The sequence below is a fragment of the Sulfitobacter sp. SK012 genome (assembly GCF_003352085.1).
In the GTDB taxonomy this organism is placed as follows: Bacteria; Pseudomonadota; Alphaproteobacteria; order Rhodobacterales; family Rhodobacteraceae; genus Sulfitobacter.
On record NZ_CP025804.1, the window covers coordinates 2,697,712 to 2,721,465 of the forward strand.

Below are 23,754 nucleotides of genomic sequence, written 5' to 3' on the forward strand. Positions count from 1 at the left end.
ATAGAAAAGGACATAAGATGTACGGCTTGTTAGAAGGCACAGGATTTGAGGCATTGGACCCGTCTTTCAACAACTGCATCATCGGGCATGCGCGGGTCGAACGGCTTTGGACAGGTGCACGGTGGTCAGAGGGCCCCGCCTGGTTTCCTGCGGGACGCTATCTTGTCTGGTCTGACATTCCCAACAACAGGATGATGCGGTGGGACGAAACTGACGGGTCCGTTTCAACTTTCCGCCAGCCGTCCAACAACACCAATGGCAATACTGTTGACGGGCAAGGCAGATTGATCTCTTGCGAGCATTTGACCCGTCGCGTGACGCGGACGGAACACGATGGATCTGTCACGGTCATTGCGGACCGCCATAAGGGAAAGCCGCTCAATTCACCCAATGATGTGGTCGTGAAATCCGATGGCTCCATCTGGTTCACCGATCCCTCCTACGGCATCATGATGGACTATGAAGGCGACCGTGCAGAGCCCGAACAAGCCGGGTGCCATGTCTACCGCGTTGATCCTGTCGATGGCGTTGTCACCGCAGTGGCAACTGATTTTGTGAAACCCAACGGGCTGGCCTTCAGTGCTGATGAAGCGGTTCTGTTTGTATCTGATACCGGTGTGACGCACGATCCCGACGGACCTGCGCATATTCGCGCGTTGACCGTAAAATCCGACGGAAAATTAGTTGGTGCAAGCAAGGTATTTGCGGATTGCACAAATGGCGTATTTGATGGGTTTCGGCTTGATGTGGACAGGCGCATTTGGGCCTCCGCGGCAGACGGCATCCATTGCATCTCACAAAGCGGTCAGCTGATTGGCAAAATCCACATCCCCGAAATGGTCGGTAATTTGTGTTTTGGTGGACCCAAGCTCAATCGTTTGTTCATCGCGGGAACCAGTTCGCTCTACTCCGTTTACTTAAATGTAAACGGCCTGCAATAACCCCCTGCGCCGGATGCCGAAGTTAAACTCGGGGTAGACCAGGCTGTGAAACTTTACCGAAAAGATACTGACCGACACGCCTACAAGCGGGCGTAAATCAGCGTGGGCGCGGAACATGTAAAGAAAAGTAGGTGGGTGTCGGTGGGAGTAAGCAATTCACCTACACCACCGACACCTCGTAAACCTTGGTACCCAAGGCCGGACTCGAACCGGCACGCCTCGCGGCGGGGGATTTTGAATCCCCTGCGTCTACCATTCCGCCACTCGGGCCACGCGACGCATGTAGCGCGCAACGCGAGCCGTATCAAGCGCAAATTCCCTTGACCCGATGCCATAATGGTGGTGTCCCTTCCGCAGTTTATTCCAAGGAGCGCCCACATGATCCGCCGTCTCTATGATTGGACGCTTAGTCTTGCAGATCACCCGCATGCACTGTGGGTTCTGGCGCTTGTCGCATTTGTGGAAAGCTCCTTTTTTCCGATACCGCCAGACATCATTATGATCCCTATGATCTTAGCCGCACCCAATCGTGCGTTTCTGATTGCAGGCGTTGCGCTTGTCGCGTCTGTTCTGGGTGGAATGCTGGGCTATGCCATCGGCGCACTGGCTTTTGACACGCTGGGGCAACCGATTCTAAGCTCGCTGGGTAAAGAGCACGCAATGGAAGAGTTCTCGACCCGTTTCAACGATCTGGGATTTTGGGCGGTTCTGGGCGCAGGCATTACGCCCTTTCCCTACAAGGTCATCACCATCATGTCAGGTTGGACGGGAATGCCGCTGGGCGTGTTCATCACCACATCAATTCTTGCCCGTGGCTTGCGGTTCTTCATTGTCGCAGGTCTGCTCTGGAAGTTTGGCGCACCGATCCGCGACTTTATCGAACGTCGTTTGGGAATCGTGTTTACCGTATTCCTTGCCTTTCTCATCGGCGGCTTCATCGTGGTGAAGTACTTATGAACCCGCGCATCCTGATCATACTGGCAACTTTGGGTTCCGCGGCCCTGCTGCTGGGGGCATTCGGCTTTCAACATTTGGGCGGCATGGCCCCGTGCAAGCTGTGCTTGTGGCAACGTTGGCCGCATGCGGTGGCAATCGCCATTGGGGTTTTGGCACTTGTCCTGAACCGCGTACAATTGGCATGGATCGGTGCCATCGCAGCACTCGTGAGCGCAAATATCGGGCTGTATCACACCGGGGTTGAACAAGGCTGGTGGGAAGGTCCAACCACCTGCACATCCGGTGCCATCGGCGGCCTTAGCGCGGATGAGCTTTTGAGCCAAATTATGGACGCTCCGCTGGTACGTTGCGACGACATCGCGTGGCAAATGGCCGGCCTTAGCATGGCGGGATGGAACATGGTGTTGTCGCTGATCCTAGCTGGATTGTGGATCGCAGCCGCCCGCCGTTAGACTGTTCCCGATTTACGCGTACTCAGAAGCAAGCTGGTTTCACTTGTCGTCACACCATCTAATTTGCGGATGCGGCTTAGTACGACATCAAATTGCGCAAGTGTTTCGGTACCAATTTCTACGATCACGTCCCAGCGGCCATTGGTCGAATGAACCGCGCGCAGCTCTGGCATGCCAGAAAGAACGCGTGTGATGCGGTCGGCGCCGCGCCCTTCAATACCGATCATCATCAGCCCGCGCACCGGATCACGCGCCACATCGGCACGCGTCACCACGGTAAAGCCCACAATATCGCCGCGCGCCTGAAGCCGCGCAATCCGAGCGCGCACTGTCGCGCGCGACAACGTCAGATTGGCAGCAAGCGTGGACAAAGGTGCCCGCGCATCATGACGTAGCGCAGAAATCAGCCGTTCGTCCGTTTCGTCCATTTTGGCTATCCATTTTGCATATCTTTTGACCATTTTGATCAAAAATATATCTATTCATACACTCCTTTTGACGCGTATCAAGATAAAAACCAAGTTGGAGATTTGTTGTGACACACCGCAATTGCATTTTGATCGGCGCACCTATGGACAGCGGCAAACGCCGTCGGGGCTGCCTGATGGGTCCGGACGCCTACCGCACTGCCGGTCTGGCCGAAGCTTTGATTGATTTGGGCCACACCGTCCAAGACCGCGGCAACGTCGCACCGGCCCCCTTTGTTGAAACCCCGCATGCCAAACTCCACGCTTTGGTTGAAACGATCGGTTGGACCGAAGCGTTAGCAGATGCCAACGACACCGCCCTTGATGACGGTTTGCCTATTGTGATGGGCGGCGATCATGCGCTGGCATTGGGGTCTGTACTGGGCTCAATGCGCCATGCAAAACGGATGGGTCGCCCGCTGTTTGTCCTCTGGCTTGATGCGCATAGCGATTTCCACACGCCCCAAAGCACCGACAGTGGCAATCTTCATGGCACACCCTTGGGCTATGTAACGGGGCGAGAAGGATTTGATGGGTTCCCGGCCCTGCCCTATGATTTACCCCAAGAAAACATTGCCATCATTGGACTGCGTTCTGTAGATGCAGCGGAGCGCGCAGCATTGCAGGAAACCAAAATCCAGCGTGTCGATATGCGCGAGATTGACGAGACCGGCATCGCCCGCCCGCTGACTGAGTTCTTGGAAAAAGTCACCGCCGCAAATGGCCTGCTGCATGTGTCGCTGGATGTAGATTTTCTGGATCCCGCAGTTGCGCCTGCGGTCGGGACCACGGTGCCGGGCGGCGCGACGGTCCGCGAAGGTCATCTGGTAATGGAGATGCTCTATGACAGTGGTCTCATGACAGCGCTGGATCTGGTCGAGTTGAACCCATTTTTAGATGAGCGCGGCCGCACTGCACAGCTGATGGTGGATCTTGCCGCGTCGGCCCTAGGCCGCAGTGTCTTTGATCGTCCAACAAGGGCGTTTTAACCCCCCCTTCCCCAAAACGCGCTTTTGATCCGGCGGCCTCATTTTCGTACAGCCCCGGAAACTCCCCGAATTTAGAAAGACCTGAACATGAACAGCCCATCCGCCAAGGCCCTCGTGCCCTTCGTATCCGTTGATCACATGATGAAGCTTATTCACCACGTCGGGATTGAGCCGATGCTGCGCGGGATTTGCGACGCCATTGAGACAGATTTCAAACGCTGGGAGCAGTTCGACAAGACACCGCGCGTCGCCAGCCATTCTGATGTTGGCGTGATTGAGCTGATGCCGACCTCTGATGGGGACGTCTACGGTTTCAAATATGTGAACGGCCACCCTGATAACACCGCAGACGGCTTGCAGACGGTCACCGCCTTTGGTCTTTTGTCCGATGTGGCCACGGGATACCCTGTTTTACTTTCCGAGATGACCATTCTGACGGCGCTGCGCACGGCGGCGACGTCAGCTTTGGTGGCGCGGACGCTGGCCCCCAAAGGCGCCCATGTCATGGCGATGATCGGAAATGGCGCGCAGTCCGAATTCCAGAGCCTTGCAATGAAAGCCATCGTCGGCATTGACGAAGTACGGCTTTATGACATTGACCCAGCGGCCACTGCGAAATGTGCTGAAAACCTTGCAGGCCATGGGCTTAAGGTCGTGCAATGCACCTCTGCTGAGGATGCGATGCTGGGTGCACAGATCATCACGACCTGCACGGCGGACAAGCAATATGCCACGATCTTAACCGACAACATGGTCGGGGCCGGTGTGCACATCAACGCCATTGGTGGCGATTGCCCGGGCAAGACCGAGCTTGCACCCGCGATCCTGCACCGCGCGGGCATCTTTGTAGAATACCCTGAGCAAACCCGCGTTGAGGGCGAAATCCAACAGCTGGAAGCCGACCATCCCGTGACCGAGATTTGGGAAGTCCTGACCGGCAAGGCCAAGGGGCGCACCGACGACAAGCAGATTACTCTTTTCGACAGCGTCGGCTTTGCAATCGAAGATTTTTCCGCCTTGCGCTATGTGCGCGATCAGATCCGCGGGACGGAGTATTTTCACCCGCTGGATTTGCTGGCCGATCCCGATGATCCCCGTGATCTTTTTGGCATGGTGCAGCGCGCCAAAGCGTAACGAGACTGGGCCGCCGCATTTGTGGCGGCCTATTTCGTGACGTCGGTCTTATAGAGCCAATCAAACGCGCCCAGCATCACCCCCGGTGCAAACGTGCTGCCCAGCCGAAGGCCGGTATGCGCGGCCCAGCGGACCGGACCGGGGCGCAAGTGATAGCGCCGCGCGTTGCCCTTGGCCGTACGAATGACACGGGTGACGCGTTTGTGGCGGCGCGACTGATAGATTTCAAGCGGCAGGCCCTTTGTGATGCAATCAGCCAGCACCCACGCATCTTCGAGCGCCATATTGGCCCCTTGCGCCAAAAACGGCAGCGTGGGGTGTGCTGCATCCCCAACAAGCGCCACGCCCTGCGCGGTCCACTGTTGCGCTACGGGATGATGATGCAGGCCCCACAAAGTCACGTCGCGCACAGCGTTCAGCATTTTAGCCGGCATACCGCCAAAATCTGCAAAGGCAGCGCGTAGGTTTTCGGGCTCGTCCGCCTGCATCCAGCCTTCTGCGGCCCACTCTTTGCACTCTTCCACGGCAACCAGATTAACCAACTTGCCACCGCGCAAAGGATAGCTCACCAAATGGCGCCCCGGCCCCATCGTCACCTGCGCCACATCTGGGTGATCGACACTGTTTGGAACAACCGCGCGCCATGCCACCTGACCTGAGAATGTTGCCGCATCTGCCCCGTTCAACACGCCGCGCGCGACTGAACGGATACCGTCAGCCCCCACGATCAGCTCTGCTTTGCGGGTGGACCCATCGTCCATGTGCAAGGTTGGCATCGCACCGGGGATAACGCGGGCGACATGAGCGTTCATCTCAAAACTGACATTGGCCTGGCGTGCGGCATTTTGCAGGCAAGCGATCAGATCAGCGCGGTGCACAAAAAGATAGCGGTGCTCGGCGCTGTACCGGCTCAGGTCCAGCCGCGCGACGGGGCCTGAATCCGGCTGGTCAAAAGCACGCAGAACCACAGCCTGCGCGGTAACGGGATGGTAAGCTGCCAACACGCGGGTCAGCCCAAGTGCGCGCAGAACAGCAAGGCCATTGGGGCTGATTTGCAAGCCTGCACCGATTTCACGGATGGCGTCTGCTTGTTCAAGCACCGTCACCGCAATGCCTTGCCGCGCCAGCGCCGTGGCAGTCGCGAGCCCCGCCACACCGGCACCAATCACAATCGCATTGCTGATTTTCATAGCATCCTGCTTTTGCTTACGAAAAAACGCCGCAGTTTTCACTACGGCGCTTCTTTCTGTTCTTCAAAGCGCGATCAGTCGTCGCGGTGTACTTTTTCGCGGCGCTCGTGCTTTTCTTGGGCCTCTAGGCTCATCGTGGCGATGGGCCGGGCATCAAGACGCTTGAGTGAAATCGGATCGCCAGTTACTGAGCAAAAGCCGAATTCATCTTCGTCGATGCGGCGCAGTGCGCTGTCAATTTTACTGACCAATTTGCGTTGGCGATCCCGTGTCCGCAACTCAAGTGCGCGGTCCGTTTCTTCGCTTGCGCGGTCCGTGACATCGGGAATATTGCGGGTACCGTCCTGCAATGCTTCGATCGTATCACGACTGCCGGCTTGCAGTTCAACCTTCCAGTTGAGCAGCTTGCGGCGAAAATATTCGATTTGCCGATCATTCATGAACGGCTCGTCATCGGCCGGGACGTAATCATCCGGCAGAAACACTTCCTGCTTCATTTTTTTCCCCTTAGCGTACTTCAAATCTGACACGAGGACCTGTCCCTTCGCTATCTCTTACTTGAGGCTGCGTCTAACCTAGGCCCCAGCGATTGTCACTACACAATTGGTGCGTAATATGGCTAAAAGACGGAAAGCAACGTCGCCTCACAGGAGATTGAAACCGTTATGAAATTCCAAGGCACAGATGACTATGTCGCCACAGATGACCTCAAGATAGCTGTCAACGCTGCTGTTACGCTGGAGCGCCCTTTACTCGTCAAAGGCGAACCTGGCACCGGCAAGACGGAATTGGCGCGTCAGGTCTCCTCCGCGCTTGGACTACCTATGATTGAATGGAACATCAAATCCACCACAAGGGCGCAACAAGGACTCTATGAATATGATGCCGTAAGTCGTCTGCGCGACAGCCAGTTGGGCGAAGAGCGCGTACATGATGTGTCCAACTACATTCGCAAAGGCAAGCTATGGCAGGCGTTTGAGGCGACGGGCAAAGTTGTGCTGCTGATCGACGAAATCGACAAGGCCGATATCGAATTCCCCAACGACTTGCTGCAAGAACTCGATAAGATGGAATTCTACGTTTACGAGACCGGCGAGATGGTCAAAGCCGTGCACCGCCCTATCGTCATCATCACCTCTAACAATGAAAAAGAGCTGCCGGACGCGTTTTTGCGCCGCTGCTTTTTCCACTACATTCGCTTTCCAGAGATGGAGACGCTCAAGCAGATCGTGGCCGTGCACCATCCGAACATCAAACAAGACCTGCTCACCACTGCCTTGACCCAGTTTTACGATATTCGTGAACAACAAGGGCTCAAGAAAAAGCCGTCGACATCCGAAGTACTTGATTGGCTCAAGCTGCTCTTGGCAGAGGACATGGATGCTGAAGACCTCAAGCATGATGGAAAGACCGCATTGCCCAAGCTTCATGGGGCGCTGTTGAAGAACGAGCAGGACGTGCATCTTTTTGAGCGGCTCGCCTTTATGGCACGGGGGCAACGATAGGGCACGCATCCGCCAACTGCCGGTTTTGTCGTTGTTTTTCCTAGATTCGCCCCTAAGCTGGGAGAGTACGGAGGCGATAGACCTCTGACAGAGGCGAAAAGGCAGGCTCTATGATTATTCTCCCGGCGCGGGTTATGCGCTCGATTTTTGCGCGGTGCGCAGCTTCGATGACGTGGCCTGACCGCAAGGTCACCGCACGATGAAGGGGCGTATGGCGCTGTCATTTGTGATGTTGCTGGCAGCCTGTGTGCCTTCAGCTGAAACGGGCGTGACGCGGCGCGCAGTTATTGCAGAAACCTCTCTGCCACCGGTCAAAGTGTTTGCGGGCGAGGCGCATCGGATTTCTCCGCGTGCCAACAGCGATTTGGCGCGTGATTTTCTGGATCTGTCATTTTCATTGGAAAACGGGCGCGCCCTGCCCGTCTTTACCCGCTTTGAAGGGCCGATTTCTGTCACGGTCACCGGCACACCGCTCCCAACGATGCAGCATGATTTAACCCGCCTACTGGAACGGCTGCGCAACGAGGCCGGCATTGCAATCACCCAGTCCTCCCGTGGGCCAGCCAACATCACCATTCAAGCAGTCACTCGAGATGAAATCCGCAAAATACTCCCCAATGCGGCCTGTTTTGTGGCCCCTAACGTGTCATCATTGCGCGAATACCGAAAAGCCCGGCGCAAGGACAAAACCAACTGGGCGCTGCTGCGCGAACGCAAAAAGCTCGCGATTTTCCTTCCTAGTGATGTCAGCCCCCAAGAGGCGCGCGATTGCCTGCACGAAGAACTGGCCCAAGCGCTGGGACCGCTCAACGATTTGTACCGGTTGCCGAATTCGGTTTTCAACGATGACAATGTTCATACCGTTCTGACCGGCTTTGACATGCTGATGCTGCGGATTACGTATGCGCCAGAACTGCGCACCGGTATGGACCGCAACGCAGTGGCAGCTGCCCTGCCCGGCATTTTGGCCCGGATGAACCCTGGCGGCGCGCGTGTTGCAGCGCTACGCGTGGGCCCAACACCGCAAGCATGGAAACAAGCGATCGAAAAAGCGCTGGGACCTCAGACATCCAGCGCCAACCGACGCAATTCGGCCGCGCGCGCGATCCAAATTGCTGAAGCCGAGGGATGGACGGATCACCGGCTCGCTTTTTCGCATTACGCCATGGGCCGAGTGCTGCAATCAAGCGACTCTGTCGCAGCACACAGCCATTTTCGAACGGCTGATCGTGTTTACAAGGCCGCCCCCGAAACCAGCCTGCACCGTTCTTATGTTGCCACCCAATTGGCGGCACAGGCCGTTTCGCAAGGCGATGGGGACGGCGCGCTGCGGCTGATTGCCCCACATACACAAGCCGCGCGCAAAGCTGAAAACGCCGCGCTGCTTGCCACACTGATGATGTTGCGCGCCGAAGCGCTTGAACTGCAAACCAGACCGCTTGAGGCCAGTTCGGTCAGACTGGACAGTCTGGGATGGGCGCGCTACGGCTTTGGACCTGATTGGGCTGTGCGGGCAAAACTCAACGAGGTCGCCTCGCTGAACCCGCGCAAAGGATAAATAGGACATTGCAATGATCGTAATTGCGGCTGCACTTCTTGGGGCGATTATTGGCGGGACAACCGCAAAACGCAGGCGCGGCAACCGCAAGGATATCGCGCAATACGCGGCCGGTTACGGCCTTGCTTTTGTCATTGTCGGCATGTTCGCAACCGTAATCATTGACCGTCTGACCAGCTGAGGGGACGCACATGTTCCTCCCCTTTTTTGATCAGCTACGCCGACATAAACTACCCGTTTCTTTGCGCGAATTCCTCGCATTCCTTGATGGAATGGCCGCTGGCATTGTGACCTACGACGTTGATGCGTTTTATTACCTCGCGCGGGTCGCGATGGTGAAGGACGAGCGCAACATCGACAAATTCGACCAGGCTTTTGCCGCCGCGTTCAAGGGGATCGAAAATATCCAATTGGAAGATGTGCTTGAGGCCGTTGAATTACCCCGCGAATGGCTAGAGAAAATGGCCGAAAAGCACCTAAGCCCCGAAGAAATGGCCGAAATTCAGGCCGCTGGTGGGTTTGATAAGCTGATGGAGACGCTGAAGAAACGTCTCGAAGAGCAAAAAGGCCGGCATCAGGGCGGCAGCAAATGGGTCGGCACGGCGGGTACCTCGCCGTTTGGGGCTTATGGCTATAACCCCGAAGGAGTGCGGATCGGTCAGGACGGCTCGCGCCACCAGCGCGCGGTCAAGGTTTGGGACAAACGCGAGTTTCGCAATTTTGACGACAGCGTTGAATTGGGAACGCGCAACATCAAGGTTGCGCTAAAACGTCTGCGCCGTTGGGCACGTGATGGCGCGCAAGAAGAGTTTGATCTGGGCGGCACCATCCGCGCCACGGCCGAACACGGATATCTCGATGTGAAAACCAGGCCGGAGCGGCGCAATGCTGTGAAGGTTCTATTGTTCCTTGATGTTGGCGGATCCATGGACCCGCATATCAAAGTGGTCGAAGAGCTTTTTTCTGCCGCGCGCGCAGAATTCAAGCATCTGGAATATTTCTATTTTCATAACTGCCTGTACGAAGGCGTATGGCGCGACAACCGGCGCCGCTGGGATGCGCAACTGCCAACCCACGAAGTACTTCGCACCTATGGGCCCGATTATAAGTGCATTTTTGTGGGTGATGCGTCGATGTCACCTTATGAGATCGCTTACGCTGGTGGTGCCAGCGAGCATTGGAACGCCGAAGCAGGAGCGACGTGGTTGACCCGCGCGCAAGACCAGTGGCAAAGTAATTTATGGATCAACCCGATCCCGGAAAAATACTGGGAATACACCCAGTCCATCGCGATGATCCGCGAGATTTTTGGGGCTGATGCAATGGTTCCCATGACCTTGGAAGGTTTGTCGCGCGGAATGAAGGCGCTGACCCGGTAAGCGGCCGGAAATGTTGTCTTTTTCGCGATACGATACCCTTGAAATCAATGAGAGGAAATTCAGATGGCGATCAAAAAAACGGGCTCTGCCAAATGGTCAGGCGATCTAAAGACTGGCAAAGGCCAAGTGTCGACGCAAACAGGCGTTTTGGACAACCAACCTTACGGATTTAACACCCGGTTTGAAGGCGGCGCTGGCACAAACCCAGAAGAGCTGATTGGGGCGGCACATGCGTCTTGTTTCTCAATGGCGCTGTCGATGGTGCTGGGTGGCCATGATCTGGTCGCTGATAGCATCGAAACTACGGCGACAGTATATCTGGAGCAAAGTGACGGTGGTTTTTCGATCCCAAAAATCCATTTGGACGTAACGGCGAAAATCCCAAACGCCACAGAGGAGCAGTTCGCAGAGGCCGCTCAAACAGCCAAAGAAAACTGCCCGATCTCAAAGCTGATGACCGCAGAAATCACCATGGATGCCAAACTTGTCTAATCTCTAGTTTGGCTAACGTTAAAAAGAGGTGGGGCAATCGCTTGCCCTGCCCCCCTTACGGACCCATATAACATACATGATACGCGTCCTTCCCATCCTGCTGGCAATCGCCTACGGCGTAGCAATGTACCGCTTTTCGGCCTGGCGTACAGCCAAGGAGCTTGATGAAAAATCCACCGTGCTTGTGGACCCCAAGCTTAATGAGATGAGCAACAAGATGGCGCGCGCGCTGGATCTAGACCGGATCAAAGTCCATATTTATGAGATTGAGCCGGTAAACGGCCTTGCGGCACCTGATGGGCGGATTTTCATCACGCGCGGCTTTTATAACAAATTTCGCGCCGGCGAAGTAACCGCAGAAGAACTTGCCAGTGTTATCGCCCACGAGTTGGGACATGTCGCCTTGGGTCATTCACGGCGAAGGATGATCGATTTTTCGGGACAGAATGCGATGCGTATGGCGCTTGGCATGATCCTAAGCCGGATTATTCCGGGGATCGGAATGTGGATCGCCAATACGCTAACAACGCTGCTGGCAGCAAAGCTTTCACGCAGCGATGAATATGAAGCGGACGCGTATGCCGCAGCCCTTTTGACCAAGGCCGGGATCGGCGTGGCCCCACAGATTTCGCTATTTGAAAAGCTTGAAGCCCTGACACAGAGCAACCACGGGCGCGCGCCAGCTTGGTTACTAAGTCACCCCAAGACGGACGAGCGCATTGCGGCACTAACGACCCTTCAGTCGAAATGGGATAAATAATTCAATAGGTTACGCGGCGCTACTTATGTTGTACCCGAAGTTCTAATTCTTGTTGCTCAGCGCCTTGGCTAATCTCGGAAGGCGCGCCTTTTTCAGCAACCGACGCATTTCCCAAGGAAGTCCGGATAACCGTTGCGCCTCTGCCAAAACGCTATCAGCCACACTTTGCACAGCCTCAGGGCTGGCTTGCCAATGGCCGAATAAAAAGGCATCGGGGTCTGCGCGCGACACGCCCTCTTCGGCCAATATATTGCGCGGAAAATCTTTGGCGTTCATGGTGACGATCACATCCGCATAGCCCGTTATCGCGGCCCCCAGCACATGAATGTCATTTGGATCGGGCAACCAAAGCCGTCTGAGCACCCCCTCGCCGGGTTCAATCGCTGCCTTGGGAAACGCCGCAGAAATGCGCGCAACTTCGCCGCGTGCCTGAATTTCGCCTTCTGGGCCGATCTTGCGTGCGGCACGGGCCCATTCTTCGAGGATGCGCGGTGACCAGAGCGGGGTATATGCCCCCTGCGCCGCGACGCCCAAGAGCATTTCGCGCATCACCGTGGGGTAAAGCACACATGCGTCTAGCAGAACTTTCACGTCAGATCCGGAAGAACAGCGATTTAAGGTAGCCCGATTCTGCCAGCTGCGGCAGTTGTGGATGATCGGCACCGGCAGATCCGGTGTGGATCAACGTTGCATGCCGACCCGCACGGCCAATGCCGCGCACACATGCGCCACGGAATTGCGTCATATCAGCAGCATGCGAACAGGAACACAGAACCAGAATACCGTTTTCCGCAACAAGTGGAGCTGCGAGACGTGCGACGCGTTCATAGGCGCGTAAGCCTGCTTCTAACGAAGGTTTGGCAGGTGCAAAAGCTGGAGGATCGCAGACCACCACGTCAAATTGCTCCTCTTCGGCCCGCAATTTGGCAAGCATATCGAATGCATCGCCTTGACGGATTGTCAGTTGATCCGACACGCCCATGGCTGCCGCACCTTGGCTGGCAAGCTCAAGCGCTGGGGCAGAACCATCAACGCAAACCGTGCTCACCGCGCCATTTGCAACAGCGGCAAGGCCAAAGCCACCGACATGCGCAAACACGTCCAGCACCCGCGCACCGCGTGAAAGCGACGCTGTAAACGCGTGGTTGGGGCGTTGGTCATAAAACAGGCCCGTTTTCTGGCCACCTGTCAGATCGGCCATGTAGATTGCGCCATTCATCGGTACAGGCACTGGCCCATCGGGTACGGTGCCGGCCAAGACGGAGCTGACATCATCAAGCCCCTCAAGGCTGCGGGTGCGGCCAGCGGCGTTCTTGAGCACGCAAGTGACCCCAGTCACCTCGATCAACGCGGCCGTCAGCGGTTCAATTAACGCATCAGACCATGCTGCATTGGGTTGGATCACGCAGGTATCGCCAAAGCGGTCAATAATAACGCCCGGCAGGCCGTCAGCTTCGGCATGTACCAACCGGTAGTATGGCGCATCATAAAGCTTGTTACGCAGGTCCAAGGCGCGGGCCAGGCGTTTAGCCATCCACGCTTGATCGATTACGGCTTCTGGATCTTGATCCATCATCCGCGCGATGATCTTGGAATTGTTGTTGACCGTCACCACACCCAAAGGTTGGCGCAGTTCATCTTCAAGGAGCGCTATCGCACCGGGGACCAGCCCTTTAGTGCGGCGGTCGGTGACCAGCTCATTGGCATAGACCCAAGGCGCGCCATGCCGGATGGCACGGGCATTCGTCTTGGGCCGAAGCCGGACTACAGGAAGAGGGTGAGACGTTGAAAAGGGCGCTATTGTCATAGCGCCCCTCCTATGGGTTTCGTTCGTCAAACAAAAGGTTAGATTTTGTTGACGGCCTGAAAGAAACCGAGATTGGCGTTTACATAGCCTTCGGGGCGCGACAATTCTTGGCGAATGACTTCCGCAAGATGGTTGCTGATGCGCACTTTCTGGGTCACGCCACGGGCTTCTGCGTTGATCGCCTGCTGGCCACCAAAACCGTCCAGATCAGCGCGAACAACCCGTGGGGCCGAAAGCGCCTGCCCGGTTTCGGCATCGCGGATCACCATGTTAAAGCGGATCGAGTGTACGCCGCCAACGGTATAGCGGGCTTTTTCGGTCAGGGCGTGAAAACGCTCGACCACGACATCGATTACGACAGGCACATCGCCATCCAGATTTTGGGTTCCAGCGGCCAGTGCATTTTGAAAGATCTGCTGGACTTGAGCGTGGCGGTTACCGATGGGGTCTTCACGCCACACGATATCACCGCTGGGGTAATAGCGGTTTGCTTCCGAGACGCGCAGGCTTTGCGGTACAAGCACGTTAACTTGCTGCACGCTCACGCGGTTCAGGATTTGGACCGGCATTTCCGTCGGCTCTGTGGGTGCTGTCTGGTACGCCTGCGCTGTACCGGCCTCATACGGGCCTTGAATTGTTGTTGTGTTGTTGTCTGCAAAGGCCAGGCTTGGCGCATTATGTACTTCAAAAGGCGCGTTGCGGCTGGCAAAATCTACGCTTCCACAAGCGGACAGAGCGACACCAACAGTAAGGGCTGCAATCAATTTCATACGCATCATCTCAACTCTCCTCTGGGGCTGTTCAAAGCGGCCCCGTATGTTTTTTTCTGAGATTCACGTTGAGGGTGAAATAAGGCTGCACTTAGGCAATTGCATGAAATTCACAGGACCATTTAGGGGCTTTTTCCCCCAATGGTAGTGGATTTAGTCCCGTGCGCGGCTTCGCCAACCGCCCCGGCGGCGCGGTGTTGCGATGCTGATCAATCCTTCGGACAGCACGTCATTCATCGGGTGATCGCCGCTCGTGCCATAACGCGCCAACAGCACCCGGATCGTCGCGGTGGTGTCAAACTCAGACGGCAAGCTGAGTGCCCAATCAAGAAATATCGTCCGGCATTCGGGTTTCGTGATGCCCTCAATCTGGTAGGCTTCAAAAATGAGGCCTTTGGGGTCTTCCGCATCGCCTTTGCTCACGGTTCATTCTCCTGCTTAGGCGCGCCTAACGCTGACGTAATGATCTGTGCGGCGGCGTCAAACCTCTGGCTCAACAGCGCCTCCAGATCAGCCAGCGTGTCGCTTTCAGGCGTTTCGGACAATGCGCGAATGATAAACGACCGTGCCGCTTGGCCCAAATTCTGCGCCTCCAACGGCGTCGCAGACAGCAGGCGCGACACCGATTGAAGCGCCCAAGCTTGGGTATAAGCGTGCTGCAGCGCTTCAGTATCCTTTGGTCCTAACAGCCCGGATGATTCTGCTGCTGCGATCCCAGATGGAATGTCGCGTGTTGCGGCCCCAGCGATCAGCGTTGCGGCTTGGGCGAACAGCTCAATATCTTGCAAGCGGCCCGGGCCAATCTTGGCATCCAGTACCCCGGCGGGGGATTTCGCGGCCGCGATCCGTTCGCGCATCTGAGCCGTTTCAGACAGGATATGCACCGGATTGCGCTTTTGCGACAAAAGTTCTAAACGGAAAGCCTCGACCTGTTTGGCAAGTGCATCCGGCCCAGCAACCACCTGCGCACGGGTCAAGGCAAGATGCTCCCACACCCAAGCTTCGGATTGTTGGTAGTTGCAAAAGGACGAAAAGCTCGTTGCTACCGGTCCTTTGGTGCCGGACGGGCGCAAGCGCATGTCGACCTCATAAAGCCGACCTTGCGACATAGGTGCAGTCATTGCCGTGATCATCGCTTGCGTCAGGCGCGCATAATATTGCCGCGAAGGCAGCGAGCGCGGACCGGTCGAGGCCTCTACATCCGCCGGGTCATAAATGACAATCACATCCAAGTCAGAGGTTGCCGTCAATTGCCCAGCACCCAGTGAACCCATACCAAGGATCACAGCACCCTGCCCCGGAGGAGGTCCAAAGCGTCTGGAAAATTCAGTAATCACAACTGGCCAGATCGCTGCAAGGACAGCACGCGCCAAGTCGCTGTATTGCACCCCAGCCGCCTGCGCATCAGTCAGCCCCCGCAGGTGGTGAACCCCGATACGGAAATGCCATTCGCGGGCCCAAACACGAGCACTATCAAGCTGGCTTTCGTAATCCTGCTCGGCTTCTAAGCGGGTTGTGAGGTTTTCCGTCAGGGTCGCCTGCCCCGGCCATTCAGAAAAGAAATCCCCACCGATAACGGCGTCTAGGACGGCAGCATTGCGCGCAAGATACGTGGCCAAGGCCGGAGAAGCCGTGACAATATCAATCAGCAAATCCGAAAGTTGAGGATTGGCACGCAATAATGAAAAAAGTTGCACCCCGGCGGGCAATCCTGCGAGAAAACCGTCAAATGCCAGCAATGCTTCGGCGGGTTTTCCGGCTTCGGCCAGCTTGGCCAACAGCGTGGGTTTTAACCGTTCAAAAATGGCAGAGCCACGCTCGCTGCGCAGCGCGGGATAACTTGGCCACCGGTCCAGAACCGCAGCGTCAAAGACATGTTCGGGTGGCTCGGCTTCGGGTGTGGCGCGCGAGGCAGCAAAAAAGCCTTCGGTCAGCCCGTGCACCGCCCCGAGCCGCTCTGTCAGTTCGGTGCGCAGCTCTGTAACGTCACGGTCCATCATCGCCGCCAGCCGATCAAAGCCTTCATCCGTCTTGGGAAGTTGGTGGGTCTGTGCGTCCTGAACCATCTGCATACGGTGCTCGACCGTGCGGTGAAACGTATAGTGATCTGCCAACTCAAGGCTTGTCGTGTCCGGCACCCAATCCTTGGCGGCAAGAACCGACAGTCCTTGCACGGTGCCACGCACGCGCAACTCCGCATCGCGCCCGCCTGCAATCAATTGCCGGGTTTGCGTGAAAAACTCTATTTCGCGTATGCCGCCCCGTCCCAGCTTCATGTTATGGCCCGGCAGCGTGATCGGACCGCCAAGACCTTTGTGCTCACGGATCGCGAGGCGCATATCATGGGCGTCTTGGATGGCGGCGAAATCCAGATGCCGGCGCCAAACGAAGGGCCGCAACCCCTCCAAGAACCGATCTCCCGCTGCGATATCGCCAGCACAGGGCCGCGCTTTGATATACGCGGCGCGTTCCCATGTGCGGCCAAGGCTCTCGTAATAACGCTCCGCGGCTTCCATCCCCAGACAAACCGGCGTGACAGCAGGGTCAGGGCGCAAGCGCAGATCAGTCCGAAAGACATAGCCTTCAGCGGTCAGATCGCTCAGCAAGCCACTCATCGTGCGGGTTGCTTTGATCAAGGCGGCACGGGCATCGTGAAAATCAGCGTGCTCAAAGCGAGTTTCGTCAAAGAGGCAAATCAAGTCGATATCAGACGAATAATTCAGCTCGTGCGCGCCCATTTTCCCCATCGCGAGCACAACCATGCCGCCTGCCTGTTCGAGGTCATCCTCGGTCATGCCAGGTAGTTTGCCGCGCTTAATTTGTGCCGCCACACCTGCGCGCAGGGCCGCGCCGCAAGCTGCATCCGCATAATCCGTCAGGGCACCAGTCACTTCAGCAAGCGACCATGCGCCGCCCAAATCGGCGAGTGCCGTGAGCAACGCCATGCGTCGTTTGCCTTGGCGCAAGGTGTTGGCCAACTGATCTGGGGGCACTTCGGGCAAGGCGGCGATCTGGGACGCCAGCGCCGTTTTGGGTGCATTCACAGCGGCCTCAAGCCACGCGATTTCCTTCGTCAACAGCTGCATAAGATAAGGTGACGTCGAGGCCATCCCGATTATGGCATCGTGCAAAGCAGGATCAAACCCGGCGGCAAGGACCTGCGCGTCTTCGGCACGGGCCTTGTTAAAAATACGCGGACAGCGGGTCAGCGCGCGGGAAAGGGCAACGTCAGTCATGAAGTTAGCATTGCGGGCTGTGCCGGGGGGCGTCAATGGGCTTGCACACATCCTGCTCGATATGCAGGTTAACGGCCATGAGCAAAAGTTTGAAACGTGTACGTGCGGCCCTTGAAGCCGCGGGGATCTGCCCTGACATTCGAGAGACAGCGATGGCTCGGACGGCAGCCGACGCCGCTGCGGCCCTTGGCTGCGATGTAGATCAGATCGCCAAGTCGATTGTCCTGCGCGGTGAAACGTCGGGCGACGTTGTCCTATTCATTACCTGTGGAGGCGCGCAAGTTGATCTCGAACTTGCGGCGGCCCTCGCAGGAGAACCGTTAGGCAAAGCGCAAGCGACAGACGTACGTGAGCAAACGGGCTTTGCCATCGGCGGCGTATCGCCGGTGGGTCACATCGGTGACACACGCAAATGGATGGACGCCAAATTGCTCGGATTTGCTCAAATTTGGGCTGCTGCAGGCACGCCGCACCATGTTTTCGGGCTTGAACCGGCGAAAATGTCAGAAATTTCTAACGCGCAACTATCTGAATTTACTACCAATTCAGAGTTAATGTAAATTACCTTCACATAACCACTTGTCGAATGCCCTTCCAATCCCAATATTGGTTGATGTGAAGGGCATTTACATTAACAGCCTTTCCTCAGAAAAACTGAACCGCCAACAGAAAGGCTACAAACATGTCTACACTGACACAAAATGCTGGCTACACCCCTCGCGGAGGCTGGTTTTCACGCGCTGAAAACTGGCTGGATGACAAAGGCAAAAGTGCCTGGATTGCCGCAATGGTACTTGGTTACATCTTCTTCTGGCCAGTCGGCCTCGCCCTTATGCTATATATGATCTGGAGCAAACGCATGTTCTCATCCTCGTCCTGCGCCCGCCGCACCCGTGCTACATTCTCAGCGGCACGCCCAACCGGCAACAAGGCTTTTGACACCTACAAAGCCGACACGTTGCGCCGCCTTGAAGAAGAGCAGAACAACTTCGAGAGCTTCCTTGAGCGCCTGCGTGAAGCCAAGGACAAGTCTGAGTTTGATCAGTTCATGGACGAACGTGCCAAGCGCAATGACGATGCCGCAACGGCCTAAACCATCTTGAAAACGCCGGCCTCCCGTATCAAAACGGGGGGCCTTGTGACGCCCACCTACACCGGAGCCCTACCCCCGTGTCCCCAGACCCTATTGATCAGCCGCAATTCTACGAAAATGTACCGACCAAGCGTTTTTTCGCTTGGGTCCTCGACATGGTGCTTATCGTGCTGCTCTGCCTTGTGATTATCCCTTTCACGGCCTTTACGGGGTTGTTCTTTTTCCCCTTTCTGATGCTGGTTGTCGGCTTTGCTTATCGCGTCATATCTATCTCGCGGATGTCAGCGACACCGGGTATGTGGCTCATGGCGATTGAGCTGCGCGACAGCGACGACCGCCCCTTTGATTTACCAAAAGCTTTCTTTCACACGTTGGGCTATTCGATCTCGATGGCACTACCGATCCTACAACTGGTGTCGATTGTACTGATGTGCACAACCGAGCGCCGCCAAGGCCTGAGCGATCTGGCATTGGGGACGGTTGCGATGAACCGCCGCGCACAAGGTTAAGGCACAGCGCGGCAAATCAGAGCTTGGCGCGTTGCAACCGCCTTGTTATGCTTTGGGCATTATAGACGGATTCTAATGCGCCATTCACTTCCCATAGCTCCGCAATTTTATGTGACGGCTCCACAGCCTTGTCCTTACCTTGAAGGACGGATGGAGCGTAAGCTGTTCACCGCCCTACAGGGCGAAAACGCCGCGCGTTTGAACGACAGCCTATCGGGCCAAGGGTTTAGACGCAGCCAAAATGTACTTTACCGACCATCGTGCACCGATTGTGCCGCCTGTTTGTCGGCCCGGATCGATGTCAGCGCGTTTGCACCGACCAAAAGCCAGCGCCGCACCATCCGGCGCAATGCCGGTCTGACGCGCAGTGCGACGTCACCTTGGGCCACTGAAGACCAATACACTCTCTTTCGTCGCTACCTCGACAGCCGCCACGCGGATGGCGGCATGGCGGATATGGATGTGTTCGAATTCGCCGCGATGGTCGAAGAGACGCCGATCCGCAGCCGAGTGATTGAATATACGGATGCCGAGACAGATGAACTGGTGGGTGTCTGCCTGACAGATGTTCTGGGGGACGGGGTGAGTATGGTGTATTCATTCTACACCCCTGACCGGCCGAGCGACGGGTTGGGCAATTATATCATCCTTGATCACATTGAAATCGCCCGCGCTGCAGGACTGCCCTATGTCTACCTTGGCTATTGGGTCCCAGGCAGCCAAAAGATGGGCTACAAGGCCAAGTTCTCAGGCCTCGAGGTCTATATGGGCGGAAGTTGGCAAAAGATGCGCAACCCAGAAGAATTCCAAGCAAAGGTGCACCCCTTGAGCAATGATCCCATTGCAGAACAAGTGGCGAATATATCTTTGCCCGATTTGGCGCGTCCAAACCGCTAAGCTTTTCCTAAAATTTTCACGACCGGGTGGTGGGATGTTCCCCCCTTGAAGAGGCGCGTTCGGCGCTTGGCTCGCATTGGGTCCGAGCCGGCTTGCGCGGCGCACCAGCGGATTAATTGCCGCCAAACTTGGAGATCTTCACAAAAGAATGAGGCCGCCCGTCAGGCGGCCTCTCACTTGGATCAGATGGATCGGGTAGATCAAATCAATTCGGGATCAAATCCGGAATGATGGTCACGATGGACGGGAACGACCACAAGATCGCGAGCCCAGCCACTTGGATCAGCACAAACGGGATGATGCCACGGTAGATATGCGCAGTGGTGACACTTGGCGGCGCAACACCGCGCAAGTAAAAGAGCGCAAAGCCAAAGGGCGGTGTCAGGAACGATGTTTGCAGGTTCACCGCTATCATGATCGTGACCCATTTGGGATCGAACGTACCGCCATAGATGACCGGGCCGACGATCGGGATCACGATGTAGATGATCTCAAGGAAATCGAGCACAAAGCCCAAGAAGAACAACACCAACATCACGATCAAAAAGACGGTGAGTTCATTGTCGAAGGACTTGAGGAACTGCTGGATGTAGTGTTCCCCGCCAAAGCTGATGACCACAAGGTTCAACAGCTGCGAGCCGATCAGGATGGTGAACACCATCGAGGTTACCTTGGCCGTTTCACGCACCACTGGTGTCAGGATGCCAGAGGTAAAGAGGATCCAGCAGGCGAACAGCAGACCGAACACAGCGTAGAGATACGCACCATAGGCCACAAAGAATGCGACCCATGATTCAAAGCTCACCCCGTCTTGGTTTATGCGCAGATCAAAGTTCACCCCCACAAGAATGCTGATCACGATTGCTAGGGTGGACCAGAGGATCACCTTGGGTGAACGGTCCAGATCCTTGAGCTTGCGGTAGGCCGCCAGCATGATCGCCCCGCCTGCCCCAAGTGCCGCCGCTGGGGTCGGGTTGGTGATCCCGCCAAGGATCGACCCCAGCACGGCCACGATCAACACCAGTGGTGGAAAGACCACGCGGATAAGTTCATTCGCGGCGCAAAGTTTGGCCGCATAGATAACGCCGTACATCACGGCAGCAAACGGCAACGCCATCAACACCACCATGGTGCCCGGCGTTGTGTTCGCCGAAACCAGCAAGATATCGACCAACAACAACAGCACAACACCAATGCCACCGATGATCAGGGGCCTCACTTCAGAAGATGGTGACACACCCCGCGCCGTTGTCAGGATCAGGCTCAACAGGATCATCATGATCGCAATGCCTGTACCGACGGGGGCCGCAAAGTTGATCTTATCTGCCTGGGCTTGCGCGTATTGCTCTTCGGTGAGCCTCTCACTCGCCACCAAACCGCCCGCATCATCGATCACCTTTTGCTCAGCAACCGCGAGGTCCCAGCGTTCTTGGCCGTGCAGATCTATCATCGCGGCTTTGCAATCATCGCCCACGTTAGTGCGCAGATCAGCGCTTTGGCCAATATCGGTAAAGCTGGAAATCCGCGTATCTTGGGAGCCAACAAAACCGAGATTGCCGAGGATGATTGTACCAACAATGATCAGCACAGGCGCGCCAACAAACCATGTGAATGCTTCTGAGCGCGTCACAGGTTCGGAATTGGTAGAGCCCATCGGCACCGCGGGTGCACGCTCAGGATTTAACAGTGCATAGCCAAAGGCATAAAGCGCATAGAGTAAAGCAAGCATGATACCGGGCAACAAGGCCGCCTGGAACAAGGTGCCAACCGAAACAACCGCTGGTTCTCCTAGATAGGTCAACGCATCGGTACAGCCTAGCGAGGACGCGCGCGCCTCTTGTGCAGATGAGTATAAATCACCCGCGAGCGTGCCCAGCAGAACGATCACGATGGAGGGCGGAATAATCTGACCCAAAGTGCCAGACGCCGCGATCACACCAGTCGCCAATTCAGGCGAGTAATTGCTGCGCAACATTGTAGGCAAAGCAAGCAAGCCCATGGTAACAACTGTGGCACCCACAATACCCGTTGAGGCGGCAAGAAATGCACCCACAACCACCACCGAAACGGCAAGACCGCCGGGCAGAGGCCCGAACACTTTGGCCATCGTGGTCAGCAGGTCATTCGCAATCTTGGAGCGCTCCAGCGTGATGCCCATCAGAACAAACATCAACACGGCCAACAATGTCTCGATGGACTGGCCTGCCAACACCCGTTCGTTCATGCGGTTCACAATGAACGATACGTTACGATCAAGAGCGACTTCCCAGCCTGACGGGAATACCGGCTCACCTATTTGAGGCAAATCGGGGTATCGAAACAGCGATACCGTATCTTCTTTGATCCCTGAATTGATCAGCGCGCGGTAGGCGTCCGAGGACGTGTCAATTGCTTGGTGGATAAGCAGACCTGCGCTGTCCAACCCGGCAATGATACCGAATGAGATGATACCTGCACCACCAATGGCAAACGCCACTGGAAAGCCAGATAGAATGCCGCCAAAGAGGCAAGCAAAGACGATAATCAGGCCTATTTCGACCCCGTCCAGACCAAAAAACATCAGTGTGCTCCCTCATAGGCTTCTTCGCCTTCGCCAAGGGTGTCCTTGTCGAGATATTTACCTGCGCTGTCTTCGCCTTCGCGAAGCTCGCAGTACGAGCGGTAAAACAGAGCAATCGCTTGCAGCATCACCATTATACAGAACATGCAAAGCAAGACTTTGAACAGGAAGTAGCCGTTGAACCCGTTTGGCGAGAAGCCAATCGTCTCCACGTTCCATTTCAGCAGACGTGCTTTGCGCAACAAAAGGTCCAGACTGTCAGAGGCGGATGGGTTCGGCGTCACCAGATGGCGCCAAAGAAAATACCAACCGTACATCCACGTTATAATCGCGAAGGGCAACATGAAGAAAAGTGCACCGAACATATCCACGATTTTTTTGGTGCGGAACTTTGCCCCCGCGTAAAACAGGTCCACACGTACGTGGCCGCCTTGAACAAAGGTGTAGCTCACACAAAGACAGACCACCAACGCGTTGAAAAGTTTTAGTTCTTCGGCGAACCAGCTGATGTCAAACTGCAGTGGAATACCAAACCCGATGGAGATGTCAGGGCGGGTGAAAATCCGTTGCATGAACACGATGATAATTTGCTGGACCACCATGATCAGGCCCGCCCATGCAAACAGACGCCCCATGCCATTGGCGAACCCTTCAAGCCCACGCACAACGCCCCACATGACCTCGCGCTTGCGGATACCAACGATCGTGAGGATCACGAGCGCTACGGTCAAAACAAAAAACAGCTCAACCGAGCCGCCATAGTAGATAAAGCGCATCATGGATTGAGAGTCAGACCAATTTAGCCACATGCCCGGATTAAACAGCGCCGCGAAGAAATTGTAGAACGCTTCCAATACATTGCCCGTCACAAATTGGACAAAGCCACTATCTTGGAATTTATCGAGGCAGCTGAGCTTTGCGCCCTCAGCTGCACGGAAAAATCCCGAACATACGATCTCGTCTGCCATGTGTCCCCTCCCCGGGTCACGCAAGTCGCGCGCGTTAGGTACTTGAGTTTGTGCCGTTTTCCAGCATCTGCACTGTCGTATCTTATATGT

25 protein-coding genes and 1 tRNA gene are annotated in these 23,754 nt (G+C 56.0%); 15 read left to right on the forward strand and 11 right to left on the reverse strand.

Annotated features, from left to right (window positions below):
- Nucleotides 1-17: 17 nt before the first annotated feature.
- Nucleotides 18-941, forward strand: coding sequence for an SMP-30/gluconolactonase/LRE family protein (locus C1J03_RS13155; protein ID WP_114887014.1), 924 nt, complete (start codon nucleotides 18-20; stop codon nucleotides 939-941).
- A gap of 186 nt (nucleotides 942-1,127) precedes the next feature.
- Here the strand turns inward: C1J03_RS13155 and C1J03_RS13160 are convergent.
- Nucleotides 1,128-1,211: transfer RNA gene (locus C1J03_RS13160), tRNA-Leu, on the reverse strand.
- 108 nt (nucleotides 1,212-1,319) lie between these two features.
- Here C1J03_RS13160 and C1J03_RS13165 point away from each other — a divergent pair.
- Nucleotides 1,320-1,898: a YqaA family protein gene (locus C1J03_RS13165; protein WP_114887015.1), complete on the forward strand. Its 579-nt coding sequence runs from the start codon at nucleotides 1,320-1,322 to the stop codon at nucleotides 1,896-1,898.
- Nucleotides 1,895-2,350 carry a disulfide bond formation protein B gene (locus C1J03_RS13170; protein WP_114887016.1) on the forward strand — a complete coding sequence of 152 codons (456 nt, stop codon included), beginning with the start codon at nucleotides 1,895-1,897 and terminating at the stop codon, nucleotides 2,348-2,350. Before C1J03_RS13165 ends, C1J03_RS13170 begins: the two co-directional genes overlap by 4 nt.
- Here the strand turns inward: C1J03_RS13170 and C1J03_RS13175 are convergent.
- Nucleotides 2,347-2,778 carry an Lrp/AsnC family transcriptional regulator gene (locus C1J03_RS13175; RefSeq protein WP_114888998.1) on the reverse strand — a complete coding sequence of 144 codons (432 nt, stop codon included), beginning with the start codon at nucleotides 2,776-2,778 and terminating at the stop codon, nucleotides 2,347-2,349. The genes C1J03_RS13170 and C1J03_RS13175 overlap by 4 nt on opposite strands.
- Before the next feature lie 107 nt (nucleotides 2,779-2,885).
- Between C1J03_RS13175 and rocF the strand changes: the two genes are divergently transcribed.
- Together rocF and C1J03_RS13185 are read left to right on the forward strand one after the other, a co-directional pair.
- Nucleotides 2,886-3,806 (forward strand): arginase, encoded by a 921-nt coding sequence (rocF, locus tag C1J03_RS13180; RefSeq protein WP_114887017.1) that lies wholly within the window; start codon nucleotides 2,886-2,888, stop codon nucleotides 3,804-3,806.
- A gap of 87 nt (nucleotides 3,807-3,893) precedes the next feature.
- Nucleotides 3,894-4,940, forward strand: coding sequence for an ornithine cyclodeaminase (locus C1J03_RS13185; protein WP_114887018.1), 1,047 nt, complete (start codon nucleotides 3,894-3,896; stop codon nucleotides 4,938-4,940).
- Between the two features lie 29 nt (nucleotides 4,941-4,969).
- Here C1J03_RS13185 and C1J03_RS13190 read toward each other — a convergent pair whose 3' ends face one another.
- Nucleotides 4,970-6,130, reverse strand: coding sequence for an FAD-dependent monooxygenase (locus C1J03_RS13190; protein WP_114888999.1), 1,161 nt, complete (start codon nucleotides 6,128-6,130; stop codon nucleotides 4,970-4,972).
- Between the two features lie 74 nt (nucleotides 6,131-6,204).
- Nucleotides 6,205-6,627: an RNA polymerase-binding protein DksA gene (gene dksA / locus C1J03_RS13195; protein ID WP_114887019.1), complete on the reverse strand. Its 423-nt coding sequence runs from the start codon at nucleotides 6,625-6,627 to the stop codon at nucleotides 6,205-6,207.
- A 168-nt stretch (nucleotides 6,628-6,795) separates the two neighbouring features.
- On the opposite strand from dksA, the gene C1J03_RS13200 reads away from it, so the two are divergent.
- The 6 genes from C1J03_RS13200 to C1J03_RS13225 all read left to right on the forward strand — a co-directional run bounded on the left by C1J03_RS13200 (nucleotide 6,796) and on the right by C1J03_RS13225 (nucleotide 11,824).
- Nucleotides 6,796-7,635, forward strand: a complete 840-nt coding sequence (locus tag C1J03_RS13200; protein ID WP_114887020.1) for an AAA family ATPase — start codon at nucleotides 6,796-6,798, stop codon at nucleotides 7,633-7,635.
- A 211-nt stretch (nucleotides 7,636-7,846) separates the two neighbouring features.
- On the forward strand, nucleotides 7,847-9,193 hold the full coding sequence (locus C1J03_RS13205; RefSeq protein WP_254694039.1) for a DUF2927 domain-containing protein: 1,347 nt from the start codon (nucleotides 7,847-7,849) through the stop codon (nucleotides 9,191-9,193).
- A 13-nt stretch (nucleotides 9,194-9,206) separates the two neighbouring features.
- Nucleotides 9,207-9,374, forward strand: coding sequence for an apolipoprotein acyltransferase (locus tag C1J03_RS13210; protein ID WP_114887022.1), 168 nt, complete (start codon nucleotides 9,207-9,209; stop codon nucleotides 9,372-9,374).
- 10 nt (nucleotides 9,375-9,384) lie between these two features.
- The gene (locus C1J03_RS13215; protein ID WP_114887023.1) at nucleotides 9,385-10,572 is read left to right on the forward strand and encodes a vWA domain-containing protein; all 1,188 of its coding nucleotides are present in this window, start codon (nucleotides 9,385-9,387) and stop codon (nucleotides 10,570-10,572) included.
- Nucleotides 10,573-10,635: 63 nt separating this feature from the next.
- Nucleotides 10,636-11,064, forward strand: coding sequence for an OsmC family protein (locus tag C1J03_RS13220; RefSeq protein ID WP_114887024.1), 429 nt, complete (start codon nucleotides 10,636-10,638; stop codon nucleotides 11,062-11,064).
- Between the two features lie 76 nt (nucleotides 11,065-11,140).
- Nucleotides 11,141-11,824, forward strand: coding sequence for a M48 family metalloprotease (locus C1J03_RS13225; RefSeq protein WP_114887025.1), 684 nt, complete (start codon nucleotides 11,141-11,143; stop codon nucleotides 11,822-11,824).
- A 42-nt stretch (nucleotides 11,825-11,866) separates the two neighbouring features.
- Here C1J03_RS13225 and C1J03_RS13230 read toward each other — a convergent pair whose 3' ends face one another.
- From C1J03_RS13230 to C1J03_RS13250, 5 genes are all read right to left on the reverse strand, one after another.
- Nucleotides 11,867-12,415: an RSP_2648 family PIN domain-containing protein gene (locus C1J03_RS13230; RefSeq protein WP_114887026.1), complete on the reverse strand. Its 549-nt coding sequence runs from the start codon at nucleotides 12,413-12,415 to the stop codon at nucleotides 11,867-11,869.
- A gap of 1 nt (nucleotide 12,416) precedes the next feature.
- Nucleotides 12,417-13,631, reverse strand: a complete 1,215-nt coding sequence (locus tag C1J03_RS13235) for an RSP_2647 family RNA methyltransferase (RefSeq protein ID WP_114887027.1) — start codon at nucleotides 13,629-13,631, stop codon at nucleotides 12,417-12,419.
- A gap of 38 nt (nucleotides 13,632-13,669) precedes the next feature.
- The gene (locus C1J03_RS13240; protein ID WP_114887028.1) at nucleotides 13,670-14,410 is read right to left on the reverse strand and encodes a DUF6778 family protein; all 741 of its coding nucleotides are present in this window, start codon (nucleotides 14,408-14,410) and stop codon (nucleotides 13,670-13,672) included.
- Nucleotides 14,411-14,554: 144 nt separating this feature from the next.
- Nucleotides 14,555-14,824 carry a hypothetical protein gene (locus C1J03_RS13245; protein ID WP_114887029.1) on the reverse strand — a complete coding sequence of 90 codons (270 nt, stop codon included), beginning with the start codon at nucleotides 14,822-14,824 and terminating at the stop codon, nucleotides 14,555-14,557.
- Nucleotides 14,821-17,637 (reverse strand): bifunctional [glutamine synthetase] adenylyltransferase/[glutamine synthetase]-adenylyl-L-tyrosine phosphorylase, encoded by a 2,817-nt coding sequence (locus C1J03_RS13250; RefSeq protein WP_114887030.1) that lies wholly within the window; start codon nucleotides 17,635-17,637, stop codon nucleotides 14,821-14,823. Before C1J03_RS13250 ends, C1J03_RS13245 begins: the two co-directional genes overlap by 4 nt.
- A gap of 77 nt (nucleotides 17,638-17,714) precedes the next feature.
- On the opposite strand from C1J03_RS13250, the gene C1J03_RS13255 reads away from it, so the two are divergent.
- The 4 genes from C1J03_RS13255 (at nucleotide 17,715) to C1J03_RS13270 (ending at nucleotide 20,136) form a co-directional block, all read left to right on the forward strand.
- Nucleotides 17,715-18,197, forward strand: coding sequence for a YbaK/EbsC family protein (locus C1J03_RS13255; RefSeq protein ID WP_114887031.1), 483 nt, complete (start codon nucleotides 17,715-17,717; stop codon nucleotides 18,195-18,197).
- A gap of 122 nt (nucleotides 18,198-18,319) precedes the next feature.
- Nucleotides 18,320-18,730, forward strand: coding sequence for a DUF2852 domain-containing protein (locus C1J03_RS13260; RefSeq protein WP_114887032.1), 411 nt, complete (start codon nucleotides 18,320-18,322; stop codon nucleotides 18,728-18,730).
- Nucleotides 18,731-18,807: 77 nt separating this feature from the next.
- Complete coding sequence (locus C1J03_RS13265) at nucleotides 18,808-19,239, forward strand: RDD family protein (protein WP_254694040.1); 432 nt, start codon at nucleotides 18,808-18,810, stop codon at nucleotides 19,237-19,239.
- A 75-nt stretch (nucleotides 19,240-19,314) separates the two neighbouring features.
- Entirely contained in the window at nucleotides 19,315-20,136 is an 822-nt protein-coding gene (locus C1J03_RS13270) for an arginyltransferase (RefSeq protein ID WP_114887033.1), read from the forward strand.
- Nucleotides 20,137-20,341: 205 nt separating this feature from the next.
- Here C1J03_RS13270 and C1J03_RS13275 read toward each other — a convergent pair whose 3' ends face one another.
- A complete protein-coding gene (locus tag C1J03_RS13275) occupies nucleotides 20,342-22,696 on the reverse strand; it encodes a TRAP transporter large permease (RefSeq protein ID WP_114887034.1) in 2,355 nt (784 codons plus the stop codon).
- The gene (locus C1J03_RS13280; RefSeq protein ID WP_114887035.1) at nucleotides 22,696-23,664 is read right to left on the reverse strand and encodes a TRAP transporter small permease subunit; all 969 of its coding nucleotides are present in this window, start codon (nucleotides 23,662-23,664) and stop codon (nucleotides 22,696-22,698) included. The genes C1J03_RS13275 and C1J03_RS13280 overlap by 1 nt, the downstream gene beginning before the upstream one ends.
- Nucleotides 23,665-23,754: the final 90 nt, after the last annotated feature.

Bases quoted from the DNA above. Each gene is read 5' to 3' on its own strand.
- C1J03_RS13210 (WP_114887022.1), top strand. From the start codon at position 9,207: ATGATCGTAATTGCGGCTGCACTTCTTGGGGCGATTATTGGCGGGACA.
- C1J03_RS13170 (WP_114887016.1), top strand. From the start codon at position 1,895: ATGAACCCGCGCATCCTGATCATACTGGCAACTTTGGGTTCCGCGGCC.
- C1J03_RS13200 (WP_114887020.1), top strand. From the start codon at position 6,796: ATGAAATTCCAAGGCACAGATGACTATGTCGCCACAGATGACCTCAAG.
- C1J03_RS13205 (WP_254694039.1), top strand. From the start codon at position 7,847: ATGGCGCTGTCATTTGTGATGTTGCTGGCAGCCTGTGTGCCTTCAGCT.
- C1J03_RS13270 (WP_114887033.1), top strand. From the start codon at position 19,315: ATGCGCCATTCACTTCCCATAGCTCCGCAATTTTATGTGACGGCTCCA.
- C1J03_RS13260 (WP_114887032.1), top strand. From the start codon at position 18,320: ATGTCTACACTGACACAAAATGCTGGCTACACCCCTCGCGGAGGCTGG.
- C1J03_RS13220 (WP_114887024.1), top strand. From the start codon at position 10,636: ATGGCGATCAAAAAAACGGGCTCTGCCAAATGGTCAGGCGATCTAAAG.
- C1J03_RS13250 (WP_114887030.1), bottom strand. From the start codon at position 17,637: ATGACTGACGTTGCCCTTTCCCGCGCGCTGACCCGCTGTCCGCGTATT.
- C1J03_RS13280 (WP_114887035.1), bottom strand. From the start codon at position 23,664: ATGGCAGACGAGATCGTATGTTCGGGATTTTTCCGTGCAGCTGAGGGC.
- C1J03_RS13235 (WP_114887027.1), bottom strand. From the start codon at position 13,631: ATGACAATAGCGCCCTTTTCAACGTCTCACCCTCTTCCTGTAGTCCGG.
- C1J03_RS13225 (WP_114887025.1), top strand. From the start codon at position 11,141: ATGATACGCGTCCTTCCCATCCTGCTGGCAATCGCCTACGGCGTAGCA.
- C1J03_RS13240 (WP_114887028.1), bottom strand. From the start codon at position 14,410: ATGATGCGTATGAAATTGATTGCAGCCCTTACTGTTGGTGTCGCTCTG.
- C1J03_RS13165 (WP_114887015.1), top strand. From the start codon at position 1,320: ATGATCCGCCGTCTCTATGATTGGACGCTTAGTCTTGCAGATCACCCG.
- C1J03_RS13185 (WP_114887018.1), top strand. From the start codon at position 3,894: ATGAACAGCCCATCCGCCAAGGCCCTCGTGCCCTTCGTATCCGTTGAT.
- C1J03_RS13190 (WP_114888999.1), bottom strand. From the start codon at position 6,130: ATGAAAATCAGCAATGCGATTGTGATTGGTGCCGGTGTGGCGGGGCTC.
- C1J03_RS13255 (WP_114887031.1), top strand. From the start codon at position 17,715: ATGAGCAAAAGTTTGAAACGTGTACGTGCGGCCCTTGAAGCCGCGGGG.
- C1J03_RS13155 (WP_114887014.1), top strand. From the start codon at position 18: ATGTACGGCTTGTTAGAAGGCACAGGATTTGAGGCATTGGACCCGTCT.
- C1J03_RS13175 (WP_114888998.1), bottom strand. From the start codon at position 2,778: ATGGACGAAACGGACGAACGGCTGATTTCTGCGCTACGTCATGATGCG.
- C1J03_RS13215 (WP_114887023.1), top strand. From the start codon at position 9,385: ATGTTCCTCCCCTTTTTTGATCAGCTACGCCGACATAAACTACCCGTT.
- dksA (WP_114887019.1), bottom strand. From the start codon at position 6,627: ATGAAGCAGGAAGTGTTTCTGCCGGATGATTACGTCCCGGCCGATGAC.
- C1J03_RS13275 (WP_114887034.1), bottom strand. From the start codon at position 22,696: ATGTTTTTTGGTCTGGACGGGGTCGAAATAGGCCTGATTATCGTCTTT.